We start from the raw sequence: 11,880 nt of genomic DNA on the forward strand, positions 1-11,880 counted from the left end.
CGATAGCGGACGTTCGGCAGCCGGGCTGCTAATGTCCGCTTTCGACCCATAGCGGACATGGGCGCAGGAATAAACTGATGGCCGTGCAACGACTATCGCCGGTGAATACGTGGAGGCAGTCGGGGCGCGTTTCCCTGTGGCGATACACCGAGAATGAGCGCAACTATCCGGGCTGGAACCTCAATGCCGATGCGGCCGGTTGCAGATCGCTGCTGGAGTTGCTCGACGCATTGACGATCACTGGGCCGGCGGCCGTATGGTCACTGTGACCCAACCCACGTCCGAGCAGCTCCGAGTGCCCAGCAATCGAGGTGGCGCTGCCGCTTGGCTCGCGCCGGAAAAATGGAACGTCTCGCTCGCATCCGATCCCGCGGCCTGGAATTTTCCTCCAGACACGCAACCTGCCGTGCTGGCGCTCGGCTCGAACTGGCTTGCGCCACTAAGGGCAGGAACAGCAGGCACTCAGGCTAGCGCCGGAGATCACTCGATCGGTGATCGCAAACGCGGACTTGCACTCTGGTTCTGGTGGTGAGCCGTTACGTCGTGCGGTTGTGGCCGACAGCGGACGAATCGGGTTGCCCATGGGTAGCGCGCGAGCGACGTGGTTCTCGCCCGCGTTTACCGATGAGTCCGCATACCGCGCGACCGTTCGTCGCATGAATCGCGAACGCTGAATCGCTGTCGCATCTGAATGCGTCTGCGCGGGCACCGCACGCAACGGGCTTCACCTGGCGCGTACGGCATCGGCGTAAACAGCGAACTGACCGCGCCGCCGTACCGCGGTGCATCGAGGGGGGGACCGTCATGGTTCGCCTTGCACATTCCGGGTCGTTCATCGGGGCGCTTGTTCTTTTGGCTGGCGTCGGTATTCCATCGGGTGCGGCCCATGCCGCGACTCGCGTCGTCACCAACTGCAATGACAGCGGCGTGGGAAGCCTGCGCGCGGCCGTCGGCGCGGCTGGGAGCGGCGATATCGTAGACCTGCGCTCGCTCGGCTGCAGCGCGATCGTGCTCACGAGTGGTTCCATCGCCGTACCGCAGGCGAACCTCACGATCCGTGGCCGGACGCGTTATGCGCTCACCATCGACGGAAACCGCAACGACCGCGTGTTCCTGCATGGCGGCACGGGGACGTTGCGGATCGAATACGTGTCGGTGGCCAATGGCCGCCGCATCGCCGACCAGGAGAACCAGATCTCCGAGTACGGTGGCTGCATCCGGTCGGAGGGCAACGTCGCGCTGCACCAGGCGTGGGTACGCGGATGCAGTGCGGAGGCATTCGGCTTCATCGACGGGCCAGGCACCTGGGGCGGCGGGATCAGCGCGATGGGTAACGTCGATGTGACCTGGAGCGCGGTGTTCGACAACCGCGCCTCCGAAAACAGCCACGGCGGCGGCATCTACGCGAAGGGACGCGTGACGCTGTACCACGCGCAGGTTTACCAGAACCAGAGCTACGTCGGCGGCGGCTTCATGGCAGAAGGCGGCGCCAGCGTCACGTACTCGCGCATCTACCGCAATCAGGCCGGGGTGTTTGGCGGCGGCCTGTACCTGAGCTCCCTCACCGGACCTTCGGACCTCATCATCAACAAGTCCACGCTGTCCAACAACCTGGTGCGCGACGACTGGAGGGGCACCCTCTACGGCTCAGGAGGCGGCTTCGCCGTCGGTGAGTCGCGGCCGGGCGGTACGCACCTCATCGTCGACAGCACGATATCGAACAATCGTGCGCATTCGAACAGCGCCGGTTATGCGCTGGGCACGCTCGACATCTACAACAGCACCATCGCCTACAACGCGGAGATCACCAACCAGAACAGCGGGGAAGGGGAGGATCCGCTGATGCCCTGCGAAAGACGCGGCGCACTGGAGGCCGACGTGCTGCACCTGGAAAGCACCATCGTCGCGCGCAACAGCTGCGTCGCAGGCCCCGTCGGTTACGGCATAAGCGCGAGCACCGACTCGGTGGTGGGCACCAACAACCTCGTTGAATACCCGCTGGTGCCGGTGCCGGCAGACACCTTGTCGCTCGATCCGCGACTTGCACCGCTAGCCGATAACGGCGGTTACTCGGCCACGCACCTGCCGCTGCCAGACAGCCCCGTGCTGGGGCAAGGCAGCAACCAGCTCGATCGCATGTACGACCAGCGCGGCCCGGGCTTCCCAAGGGTGAAAGGCGGAGCGCCGGATATCGGCAGCACCGAGCGGTGAAAGACGTCCCCGACGATTGTCCCGCAACCCCGCTCGCGGGATTCACCTGGCAGGCGTGCGTTCCGAGGATGGGCAAATGCGAGCTTCAGTCTCATCGTCCCGTGCCAGCTGCGCCATACGGCAAAGCCAGTCGGCATCCATGCGGAAGGCACGCGCAGGCAACACCGATGAACGCGCCACTCTTTCCACCGGCATTGCTCGCCCGGATTCAGCAGGACTGATCGACATGCCGCGGCGCGCCTCCCCTGGAGTGCACTCTCATGAGTCGCGCAGGGAGGTCGGACTCGTGGCCGGATCAGGCCTCGACTCCTCGCGAGCAGCCCGCTTCCTGGACTGTTTCGCGTCCTTTTCCTTCTTCTTTGCGATCTCACGCTGGCGTTTTTCGAATGCGTAGTTGGGCTTTGCCATGTGTTCGAGGTGCCTCTTGTGGTCAAGAACGATTTCAGGGATGCAGCCGTTTAGCGTTAGCCTCCTTCGCCCTTTGACGGTGCGTGAGGCGGAGCGGGCTTGCTTTGCGCTTCATCCTTCGCAGGCTTTCGCCGGAGCGGGGTAGTGCCAAGTACTTCGATCTTGCCACCTGCCTTGTCGAAGGCGGCCATCTGCGCGGCCAGTCGCTCACGTGTGACTTCCTTGTCATGTAGCGCCTGGAAGCCCGGCGGGCGCTGCGGGAAATGACCTTGTTTGCGGGCGGTGGTCATGGCGGTTTCTCCTCATAACAGGTTCAAGTCGATCGCGCGCGTGCGCTCTTGCGCGTACTCTTCGCGGACGGCATGGCAATAGGGGCCGTTCATGACGAAGCGGCGACACACGCTGGGTCGCGTCTCGTATATGCCGCAGTTCATGCGCGCACCGTCCATGGCGACGCACCAGCCCTCCTCGTCATGTGCCATGACGAGGAGCTTCGCAGCGGTGCGCGTGGTCAGGTGCGGGGGGACTCTGTCCTCGGGCTGCAGTACAACGGTCAGACGACAGCAGACGGCGTCACACTGCGCGCAGTTGGCAACACAAGCCTCTTGCTTGCGCTCCGGCCTCAAGTGCAGCACGCAGGCGATTTCAAACGGCCCCGTCGAAGTTCAGACGCCGAAGCGAACCGCATGGTCCTCAATGCAGCACGGCCAGAATGAAAAGCAGTGTCATGACGCTCCAAGGATGGCCCTTTCCATAGTGGAAAGGTTTACTCGCGAAGAGAGCATCCGCGCAGAGAGCGCGAAGCGGGAGCAGCGCCTTGAGGCGATGCCTTGCAAGTATCCTACACGAGCGCCCGTAGCCGTGCCTCGCTCACGCTGGGCGTTCTAGGCGTTCTATCCGGTCCATCTGGCCGTGCTGGCGCTCCTGCGGTGGCGGGTGTGGGCGCAGCCCACGGATAACCGCATGGCTTCGCTCCATTCCCTGCAACCCGCTTTTCGAGCGGGGCCCTGTGGCCCCGTTCATGCATCCGGGCCTCACGGAAATAAGCCTGTCGAGCGTGGTGCGATCCAGTCGCCATGCGGAGACACCGCGCCCGCCATCCGCCAGAAGGCCCGCGGGCCGTATAGCGGCATGCAGTTGTAGGCGATCCCCCGGTGCATCCGCGCAGCGCAGGAATTCGGGCAACATTCGCCCGTCCGCCAGCATGGCGGTCGAAGGTCCGTCGTCGTTGAATCCCCCTAGCCATCACTTGCACGAAATCGAATCGAATTACCCCACGAAAGTGGGTCGGAAGGGGCAGAGCCGTAAGCGCTGATTCTGTGAGCACAACGCCCATCTCAAGCCTCTGGTCTAATGTCGATCGAGATGAGTGAACCCGTGGGCCACCTGAAGCTGCGAATGCTCGGCGTCCCGGTCGTCGAAGCCGGTGCGATCCGCGTGCCGATCCAGCGCGTCGGCTGCACGCTCCTGGCCTCGCTCGCATTCGCGCGCGGCGCGCTGTCGCGGCGGACGCTCGCCATGATGCTCTGGCCCGACGCGGATACGACGACCGGCCTGGCACGGCTGCGGCGCCTCCTGTATCGCCTCGAACAGGCCCTCCCGGCGGGAGCGCTCTCGGCGACGCCCGAGGCGGTCGCATTGTCGACGCAGGCGTGGAGCACCGATGTCGACGAGGCGTTCGCGATCGTCCATCGAATGCCGGCGCCGCATGACATGCCTGCATTCGACGCGGCGCGATGTTGTGCAGGTGAACTCGCCTTGCCGCTGCTGGACGGGATCGCATCGCCTTCGGAAACCTTTGAGGATGCCCGCCGAGCGTTGCAACTCGACATAGAGCGGATGCGGCTCCGGCTGCTCGCGCATCTCGCGGGTGCGCTGGCGGATGCCAACCGCGTGGACGAGGCGATCGAATGGGCCGCGCGTCTGGTCGAGGCCGATGACCTGCGCGAGACCTCGCACGTGCTGCTGATGCGCCTTCATGCGCAGGCAGGCGATCTGGCCTCGGTCGAGGCGGCCTATGCGCGCTGTGCGGCCCGTTTGCGCGAGGAATTCGGCGTGCGTCCATCCGCGGCGACCGAAAGGGCATGGCAGGCGATATCCGATGGACTGAGCCAGTCGCACATTCGACGTCACGCTCCGCCGGAAGTGCGCTTCGCCTTCGATGCCAAGGGAGCCATCGCCTATCGCGAGGTGGGCGAGGGCGAGGATGTGCTGGTGCTTGCGCCGGGATTCGTCTCCCACATCGAGATCGGCATGGAGTGGTCGGGCGTTGCCCGCTTCATTGGCGAACTCGCCAAGGGCCGACGCGTCCTGCTGTTCGACCGTCGGGGCATGGGGCTCTCGGAACGCCTCACTGGCGGCAGCACGGTCGATCTGCTGGCGGCGGACCTGCGGACCGTGCTCGATGCGGCGAACGTTCGCGACGCGTGGATCTTCGGCGCATCCGAAGGCGCGCTCGGCGCGGTGCGTTTCGCGGCCAGCAACCCCACGCGCGTGCGCGGGCTGGTGCTCTTCGGGGCATTGGCGAAGGGCTCGGCCTCCAAGGACTTCCCACATGCATTGCCGGCGCCGGCTTTCGACGCCTGGCTGGAGCGCATCCTCGCGGACTGGGGCGGTCCGGCCGGGATCGAGACCTTCGCGCCTTCGGCGGTGGACGACATGCCGCTGCGCGCCTGGTGGGCGCGGCTGCTGCGGCATGCCATCACTCCGGCGGGAATCGCGGCCGTGCTCCGTGGCTTCCGCGATGCGGATGTGCGGGTCGACGCCGCCGCGTTGCGCTGTCCTGCGCTGGTGCTGCACCGCGTGGACGATCGCGCGGTGCGCTTCGAGGGTGGACGCGATCTTGCCGCGCGGATCCGGGGAGCCTGCTTCGTCGCGCTGGACGGCGACGATCACTGGTGGTGGCGAGGCGACCAGGACGCAGTGCTCTCGGCGGTGGAGCGCTTCATGGCCTCGGGGGACGGGCAGGGGACGGGCGCCTGAAAGGATCGGAACCTCCCCTCCGAGGCTTCAGGCGTGAACATCCCCGCATCGACGCCCATCTTCCTGTGCCTGCCCGCGATGGGCGTGGAGGCACGCTTCTATCGCGGTTTCGCCCGATCGCTGCAGGAACGCACGGGCGCGATCGCAATGACCTGCGATCTGCTCAGCCGCGGCGGTGCGCGCAAGCAGGCCGGAAACTTCGGCTACCGCGAAATCGTGGAGGAGCAGATTCCCAGGCTGGTTGCGGACGCACGGCGGCGCCACCCGGGGCCGATCATCCTTTGCGGCCACAGCCTCGGCGGCCAACTCGCGCTGCTGGCTGCCGGCCTCATGCACGAGCCGCCCGATGCGCTGGTGCTGCTGGCGGCCGGCACTGCGCATTACGCGGCGTGGCCCGCATCCGAACGCCGCCGGGCGCGCGCGTTCGTCAATCTGGTCGCGTCGGCCGCACGGATCCTGCCATGGTACCCGGGCGATCTGCTCGGTTTCGGCGGCGACCAGCCGAGGCGGCTGATGCGCGACTGGGCATTCAACGCCAGGACCGGTCGCTACAGGATGGAAGGCAGCGCGCACGACCAGGAGGCGATCGCATCGCAAGTGGCGATGCTGCGCCTGCCGCTGCTGTCGATCGGCCTGATGGGCGACCGGGTCGCGCCGGAGGGCGCCCAGGAAGAACTCCTCGCGCACGCGAACGCCGCCGACGTGGTACGCGTGCATATCGACGACCGCATGCTGGGAAGCCCGTGGCGAAGGCACTTCCAGTGGGCACGAGAGCCGGCCAGGGTCGTGGAGACGATCGCGCAATGGTTGCCCACCGTGATGCCGTGCGAAGGCGCGAACCGCCGGCCTTCGCAAGCGCTACGCGCGCGTGCGGTGGCGTTCGCGTCATGACGACCGGGAGGATCGCCGTCGCCCCACTGGCGGCGCTAACAAGTGCGAGGGCACGGTGCGACGGAGCATCCCTGCACTTACGCGTACAGGTTGATTTCGTCGAGCCCGCCTTCGCGAGCGGAAAGGCGCTTCAGATCGCTTGTCGCAGTGCTCGCGCGACGACCTGTCGGGCCGGCCCATCGGCGCGACTGACCATCGCGTAGTTGTAGCCCGGCCCGGACCAGTACTGCGCCATCAGCCCATTTTCCATTCGTTGGCCCGCGGGAAGCAGGCGGTTCCGTGGGCCTGGGGGGCGCACGTAGAAGCTGATCGCGTGGCCGGCCGCATCCCGATAGAGCACCATTGCGGCAGGGCCCTGGTCCGTGGCGAACAGGCGGCCGCCGACGGCGCGAAAGCCGGCGCTGCTGAGGTCGGGCAGGCGAGTGGCGCGCTGGAAACGTTCGTCCAGCCACGCCTGCATTTCGTCATCGTTGCGCGGCACCACGTCGGGGCGCGCGGTGGCGTCCGTCGCGACGAGACGATACGCGGCCATTGCATCGGCCATGGGCGCCGCGGCGCTCTCCATGCGCATACCGCGAGCCTGCCAACCGCCAAGCCCGCCGACGCCGAGGCAAAGGACCATGGCGGCGGCGAGCGAGCGCCATTGCATCTGCCGTTGCCGCTGTCGCTGGCGAATCGCCGAGGGGTGCAAGGCCGGGTTATCCGCCCACGCCTGCGTACCACCGAATACTGCGCGCAGCCGCTGGGCATCGCGTTGCCAAGCCTGCACTTCGGCTGCGCGATCGGGGTTCTGCGCGAGATAACGCTCGACGGCAGCCCGCCGTTCGCCGTCGAGGCGGCCGTCGACGTACGCGTGGATGTCCTGTTCGCTGGGGATCATGGTCATTTGAGGAGTCGCAGGGATGGGGCGGGTTGTTCGCCATCGCCGTGGCGCCGCATGGCCTGGCGCGCGCGGGAAAGACGGGACATGACGGTGCCTATCGGGACATCGAGTATCTCGGCCACCTGCTGGTAGCTCAGTCCCTCCACCGTCACCCACAGCAGGAGGTTGCGTTGCTCGGATGTGAGCTGCGCGAAGGCGGACAGCGCGGACTGCGCCAGCGCTTCGCGCTCCGCCGATGGCCATTGGGCTTCGTCTTCTTCGCGCAAGCGGCCGAGCAGCCATGCGTAACGCTGCGAACGGCGCCGCGCGTCGAGGAACTGGCGGTACAGGATGCGGAACAGCCAGGCGCGCAGGTCGCCTTCCTCGCGCTTGCCTGCCCGGGTGGACAGGGCCCGCTCCAGCGTGGACTGCACCAGGTCGTCGGCACTGTGCGGGTCGCGCGCCAGCCACAGCGCGAAGCGCCGCAGGCGCGGCAACAGTTCGGTCAACCGATCATCGAAGGCGTGGACGGACATGGACCGGATCGCGGTGGGTTCATGCGAAGGACGCCGCAGCGCGGAAATTATTCCATCGCATGGGAATAAAGCGCCGCGAGTGGCGTCTGGCAGTGTGAACCCGCCACGGAGCAGCACATGCACGACCCCGATACGTCATCCCGTCCGTCCGGCAACGGTGCGCGCTGGGCCCTCATCGGCACGGCTGTCGCCGTCGCCGCTGGAGCCTACGCGTACGTCGGCGGCTGGCTTTCGCCCCAGCGACTCACGCCCGACCGCCTCGTCGACGATTTCCAGCAGGCGGCGGGCGACCATCCCGGATTCCGCCGCAATCATGCCAAGGGCGTTTGCGTCACGGGCTACTTCGAAGGCAACGGCAACGCGACCGCCTTTTCCACGGCGCCCGTGTTCGCGGCGGGTCGCACGCCCGTGGTCGGCCGTTTCGCCATCCCCGGCGGCAATCCCTATGCACCCGACAGCAGCGTGCCCATCCGCAGCATGGCCTTGCGATTCAGCCTCGCGAACGGACAGCAATGGCGCACCGGCATGAACAGCATGCCCGTGTTCCCGGTAGCCACGCCGCAGGCATTCCAGGCGCAGATGGACGCCAATCGCAAGGACCCCGAGACCGGCAAGCCGGATCCGGCGAAGCTGGCGGCGTTCTTCGCCGCGCATCCGGAAACCGCGGCATTCCGCGCTTGGGCGAAGACCGCACGGCCTTCCGCCAGCTTCGTTACCGAACGCTACTACGGCCTTAACGCGTTCCACTTCATCGACGCCGACGGAGCGCGGCACGCGGTGCGTTGGCGAATGGTGCCGGAGGCGTCCGACGCCGGGGCGGCGCCGGCCAACGACAACTATCTGATCGGCGATCTGCACCGACGCCTCGCGCAGGCACCTGCGCGCTGGCGGCTGCTGGTGACGCTTGCCGATCCGGGCGATCCCACCGACGACGCCACGCGGACGTGGCCGGCCAACCGCAGGACGATCGATGCGGGCGTGCTGGTGCTCGAACACGAACAGCCGCAGGACAGCGGTCCGTGCCGCGACGTCAATTTCGACCCGACCGTCCTTCCGGCCGGGATCGCCATCTCCGACGACCCGCTGCTGGCAGCGCGATCCGCGGTGTACGCCGACTCGCACCTGCGCCGCACCCGGGAAGAAGCGCGGGTGCCAGGCGCCGCGAGCACCGCCGATGCCGGAATGGAGAGCGCACGATGAATCCGACGAATCGGTCCTTCACCCTGGCCGCGCGCGTGTTGCACTGGACGATGGCCGTGCTGATCCTGGCGATGCTGTTCATCGGCGTGGGAATGGTCGCGACGGTGAGCGCGAAGTACCCGGTACTGCTGGCGATCCACAAGCCGCTGGGCATCGCCATCCTCGTGCTGGCGATCGCGCGGCTGATGGTGCGCCTGCGCAATCCGCCGCCGTTGCCGTCTGACGTGCCGCGCCTGCAGCGCATGGCAGCGCATGCGTCGCACTGGTTGCTCTACGCGTTGATGATCGCGATGCCGCTGATCGGCTGGGCGATGCTGTCGGCCGGAGGGTATCCGGTGATGGTGGGGGCGGACCTGCGGCTTCCGGCGATCCTGCCGGAGAATGCGCTGGTGTTCGCCTGGCTGCGCACGGCGCACAGGGCGCTGGCGTATCTGTTGATCCTCACGTTCCTCGGCCACATGGGGGCGGCGCTGTACCACGCACTGATCCGCCGCGACGGCGTGCTGCGCAGCATGATCCGCTGACGGCCGTCATCGCCGCCGTGCAGTTGCACGGCGCCCTCTATCACCGGATCGACAGGCACGGAGGTGACACGAGACGACCAGGCGCGCCACGTCCTCCTTCGACTGAAAGTGGCCAAACGAGGAGGGGCGCGTCGCACACCTCCTGTCATGCGACGCGCCGTCGGCAACGCCGATGGCTGCTTCGAAATGCCTCGTGGGATCGTCGCGACCATCGCGTTCCTGTTCTACGACGGCACGCCTTGCATGACCGGACACACACGCCATGTGGAGGCGGGGTCCCCGGATGCCGCGCTTCTGACCGGCTCACCGGACGCTACGCTGCCCGGTGTCCGGGTGAACCCCGAGGACTGTTTCATCCGCCAGCCATTGGGCCAGCATCCGGCCTGCCACGCCGGGACCTTCGGCTTCGCCCTCGTGCTTCGCGATGACGTCGCAGATGTCGCCGAAGGTGCGTCCACGAATCGCCATGGCGAGGACCTCCGCTTCGAGCGGCTCGAGCGTCCGGAACAAGGGCCTGAAGTCGCGCCGCCACACCGCTACCCGGGCGGCATGTGGCAGCGCCGTGGCAGCCGGCGGTGGTGTGCCATCGACGAGGGCCGAGAGGATGGCGACGGCATTCGTGGTGACGGGGACAAGCGTGAGCGTGGGCGCGATCACGAATACGGCGTGCGTCCAGTCGACGTGTTCCAGTGATGCCGGGTCGGCCTTCGTACCATCGGCGGCGACGAAGGCCAGCCCCAGCGCCAGTTCGAGTCGGGCCAGTTCGGCGACTTCGGGATCGTCCGGATGGGCGACCGCGAGCGAGGCAGGGAAGCCGCGCGCGTAGTCGTCGATCGTCCAGCCTTCCGGATGCACCGCATCGACATGGCGCGCCGCCGCGCCGAGGAACGCACTGTCGCCCAGCCATGCGCGAACGACGGGATAGCTGTCGGCCAGGGTCGCCATGAGCTGGCTGCGGTAGTTGTTGAGATGGACGGACAGCCCTGGCGCCGCGGCGTCGCCGAAACACGCGGCGGCCTCCGCGTCCTCGCCGGTCAACCATTCGCGGAACTGCCGTTGCAGTACGGAAAGGTTCATGCCGCCTGCTTCGTTCCCCGGGCCGCGATGCGTCGCGCGATGTCCAACTCCGCCAGCAGTTCGGGAAGCGGCGGGATTTCATCGTCGCGCTCGATCATGATCGCCGTCGGCCCCAGGCGTGCGACCAGGTGTTCATAGAGCGCCCACACGGAATCCGGCACCGGCCGGTCGTGCGTATCGATCAGGAGTTCGCGCCCCTGGCTGTGGCCTGCGAGGTGGACCTGCCGGACACTCCGGAGCGGAACGCCCGCCAGGTAGGCGAACGGATCGAAGCCGTGGTTGCTGGCGCTGACGAAGATGTTGTTGACGTCCAGCAACAACCCGCAACCCGTGCGCTGGCATACCGCGGCCAGGAATTCCCATTCGGTCATGTCGCCGTGGAAGGCGATGTAGCTGGACGGGTTCTCCACGAGGATGGTTCTCCCGAGCGACGACTGCGCGCGGTCGACGTTGGCGCACACGATGTCCAGCGCCTCGCGCGTGTAGGGCAGGGGAAGCAGATCGTGGGAGTTGAACCCTTCGATGCGCGACCAGCTCAGGTGGTCGGACACGAACAGCGGGTCGACCGCATCGACGAGGGCGCGCAGCCTGTGCAGGTAGTCCGCGCGCAGTCCGTCCGACGAGCCGAGCGACATGGACACCCCGTGCAGGGCAACCGGGTGGCGTTCGCGCACGCGCCTGAGGATGTCCAGCGGCCTGCCGCCATCGACCATGTAGTTCTCCGAAATGACTTCGACGAAATCGACGGCGATGGGCTCGTCGCGATCGAGGAAATCGCCGTAGTGCGGCCTGCGGAGTCCCAGGCCGAATCTGTGCTCGCGTGGCATGCGGAAACCCGATGCAGGTCGGCCCGTTGCGGGCCGACCGTGATGGAGACGGTTACGCGCCGGCCTCGGTGAGGCGGCCGCCCTGGGCCTTGCACGCCTGCGCGGTGAGTTCCTTGAAGCCGTGGCCCTTGCAGTCGTTCTGGCCCCGACAGTCGTTCCTGGCGGTCTTGCAGTCCGAACTGCCCTTGCAGGCGTTCACGCCGTAGCAGTGGACGAGCTTCGCGTCATCCGCCTTCTGGGCGAACGCGGTGGAGGGAACGCTGGAGGACAGGGCGATCAGGGCGGCGACTGCGGCGAATCCGACGGTGTTCTTGGTCATGGTCATATCCTTGTTTGCCGATGTGGCCTCTGACCTACGTTCG

At 67.0% G+C, this 11,880-nt stretch carries 13 protein-coding genes; 6 read left to right on the top strand and 7 right to left on the bottom strand.

Features of this window, described 5'->3' with window-relative positions; genetic code table 11:
• The first annotated feature begins 77 nt into the window (after nt 1–77).
• On the top strand, nt 78–269 hold the full coding sequence (locus I4U41_RS18330) for a hypothetical protein (RefSeq protein WP_242525095.1): 192 nt from the start codon (nt 78–80) through the stop codon (nt 267–269).
• Nucleotides 270–804: 535 nt separating this feature from the next.
• Nucleotides 805–2,211: a choice-of-anchor Q domain-containing protein gene (locus tag I4U41_RS07550; RefSeq protein ID WP_206860542.1), complete on the top strand. Its 1,407-nt coding sequence runs from the start codon at nt 805–807 to the stop codon at nt 2,209–2,211.
• Between the two features lie 464 nt (nt 2,212–2,675).
• Here I4U41_RS07550 and I4U41_RS07555 read toward each other — a convergent pair whose 3' ends face one another.
• Nucleotides 2,676–2,909 carry a hypothetical protein gene (locus tag I4U41_RS07555; protein ID WP_206860543.1) on the bottom strand — a complete coding sequence of 78 codons (234 nt, stop codon included), beginning with the start codon at nt 2,907–2,909 and terminating at the stop codon, nt 2,676–2,678.
• A gap of 12 nt (nt 2,910–2,921) precedes the next feature.
• Nucleotides 2,922–3,263: a YkgJ family cysteine cluster protein gene (locus I4U41_RS07560; protein ID WP_206861580.1), complete on the bottom strand. Its 342-nt coding sequence runs from the start codon at nt 3,261–3,263 to the stop codon at nt 2,922–2,924.
• Nucleotides 3,264–3,972: 709 nt separating this feature from the next.
• Between I4U41_RS07560 and I4U41_RS07565 the strand changes: the two genes are divergently transcribed.
• Both I4U41_RS07565 and I4U41_RS07570 read left to right on the top strand, forming a co-directional pair.
• Nucleotides 3,973–5,601 carry a bifunctional AfsR/SARP family transcriptional regulator/alpha/beta hydrolase gene (locus I4U41_RS07565; RefSeq protein ID WP_206860544.1) on the top strand — a complete coding sequence of 543 codons (1,629 nt, stop codon included), beginning with the start codon at nt 3,973–3,975 and terminating at the stop codon, nt 5,599–5,601.
• A gap of 33 nt (nt 5,602–5,634) precedes the next feature.
• Entirely contained in the window at nt 5,635–6,492 is an 858-nt protein-coding gene (locus I4U41_RS07570) for an alpha/beta fold hydrolase (protein ID WP_206860545.1), read from the top strand.
• Nucleotides 6,493–6,622: 130 nt separating this feature from the next.
• On the opposite strand, the gene I4U41_RS07575 is transcribed toward I4U41_RS07570, so the two are convergent.
• Nucleotides 6,623–7,378: an anti-sigma factor family protein gene (locus tag I4U41_RS07575; protein WP_206860546.1), complete on the bottom strand. Its 756-nt coding sequence runs from the start codon at nt 7,376–7,378 to the stop codon at nt 6,623–6,625.
• A complete protein-coding gene (locus I4U41_RS07580; RefSeq protein ID WP_206860547.1) occupies nt 7,375–7,890 on the bottom strand; it encodes an RNA polymerase sigma factor in 516 nt (171 codons plus the stop codon). The genes I4U41_RS07575 and I4U41_RS07580 overlap by 4 nt, the downstream gene beginning before the upstream one ends.
• Before the next feature lie 117 nt (nt 7,891–8,007).
• On the opposite strand from I4U41_RS07580, the gene I4U41_RS07585 reads away from it, so the two are divergent.
• Together I4U41_RS07585 and I4U41_RS07590 are read left to right on the top strand one after the other, a co-directional pair.
• Nucleotides 8,008–9,090, top strand: coding sequence for a catalase family peroxidase (locus I4U41_RS07585; RefSeq protein WP_206860548.1), 1,083 nt, complete (start codon nt 8,008–8,010; stop codon nt 9,088–9,090).
• A complete protein-coding gene (locus tag I4U41_RS07590; RefSeq protein ID WP_206860549.1) occupies nt 9,087–9,614 on the top strand; it encodes a cytochrome b in 528 nt (175 codons plus the stop codon). Before I4U41_RS07585 ends, I4U41_RS07590 begins: the two co-directional genes overlap by 4 nt.
• A gap of 303 nt (nt 9,615–9,917) precedes the next feature.
• Here I4U41_RS07590 and I4U41_RS07595 read toward each other — a convergent pair whose 3' ends face one another.
• From I4U41_RS07595 to bufA2, 3 genes are read right to left on the bottom strand one after another with little or no spacing between them, the layout of a single operon-like run.
• Nucleotides 9,918–10,691: an HvfC/BufC N-terminal domain-containing protein gene (locus I4U41_RS07595; RefSeq protein WP_206860550.1), complete on the bottom strand. Its 774-nt coding sequence runs from the start codon at nt 10,689–10,691 to the stop codon at nt 9,918–9,920.
• Complete coding sequence (bufB, locus tag I4U41_RS07600; RefSeq protein WP_206860551.1) at nt 10,688–11,518, bottom strand: MNIO family bufferin maturase; 831 nt, start codon at nt 11,516–11,518, stop codon at nt 10,688–10,690. The genes I4U41_RS07595 and bufB overlap by 4 nt, the downstream gene beginning before the upstream one ends.
• A gap of 52 nt (nt 11,519–11,570) precedes the next feature.
• Complete coding sequence (gene bufA2 / locus I4U41_RS07605; protein WP_206860552.1) at nt 11,571–11,837, bottom strand: BufA2 family periplasmic bufferin-type metallophore; 267 nt, start codon at nt 11,835–11,837, stop codon at nt 11,571–11,573.
• Nucleotides 11,838–11,880 lie beyond the last annotated feature (43 nt).

Origin of the sequence: Lysobacter changpingensis, assembly GCF_017308985.1 — a bacterium.
Lineage (GTDB): Bacteria > Pseudomonadota > Gammaproteobacteria > Xanthomonadales > Xanthomonadaceae > Lysobacter_J > Lysobacter_J changpingensis.

What these genes read in the sequence shown, in the direction of transcription:
- I4U41_RS18330 (WP_242525095.1), top strand. Translation starts at nt 78, where the DNA reads ATGGCCGTGCAACGACTATCGCCGGTGAATACGTGGAGGCAGTCGGGG.
- I4U41_RS07550 (WP_206860542.1), top strand. Translation starts at nt 805, where the DNA reads ATGGTTCGCCTTGCACATTCCGGGTCGTTCATCGGGGCGCTTGTTCTT.
- I4U41_RS07555 (WP_206860543.1), bottom strand. Translation starts at nt 2,909, where the DNA reads ATGACCACCGCCCGCAAACAAGGTCATTTCCCGCAGCGCCCGCCGGGC.
- I4U41_RS07565 (WP_206860544.1), top strand. Translation starts at nt 3,973, where the DNA reads ATGTCGATCGAGATGAGTGAACCCGTGGGCCACCTGAAGCTGCGAATG.
- I4U41_RS07575 (WP_206860546.1), bottom strand. Translation starts at nt 7,378, where the DNA reads ATGACCATGATCCCCAGCGAACAGGACATCCACGCGTACGTCGACGGC.
- I4U41_RS07580 (WP_206860547.1), bottom strand. Translation starts at nt 7,890, where the DNA reads ATGTCCGTCCACGCCTTCGATGATCGGTTGACCGAACTGTTGCCGCGC.
- I4U41_RS07585 (WP_206860548.1), top strand. Translation starts at nt 8,008, where the DNA reads ATGCACGACCCCGATACGTCATCCCGTCCGTCCGGCAACGGTGCGCGC.
- I4U41_RS07590 (WP_206860549.1), top strand. Translation starts at nt 9,087, where the DNA reads ATGAATCCGACGAATCGGTCCTTCACCCTGGCCGCGCGCGTGTTGCAC.
- I4U41_RS07595 (WP_206860550.1), bottom strand. Translation starts at nt 10,691, where the DNA reads ATGAACCTTTCCGTACTGCAACGGCAGTTCCGCGAATGGTTGACCGGC.
- bufB (WP_206860551.1), bottom strand. Translation starts at nt 11,518, where the DNA reads ATGCCACGCGAGCACAGATTCGGCCTGGGACTCCGCAGGCCGCACTAC.
- bufA2 (WP_206860552.1), bottom strand. Translation starts at nt 11,837, where the DNA reads ATGACCAAGAACACCGTCGGATTCGCCGCAGTCGCCGCCCTGATCGCC.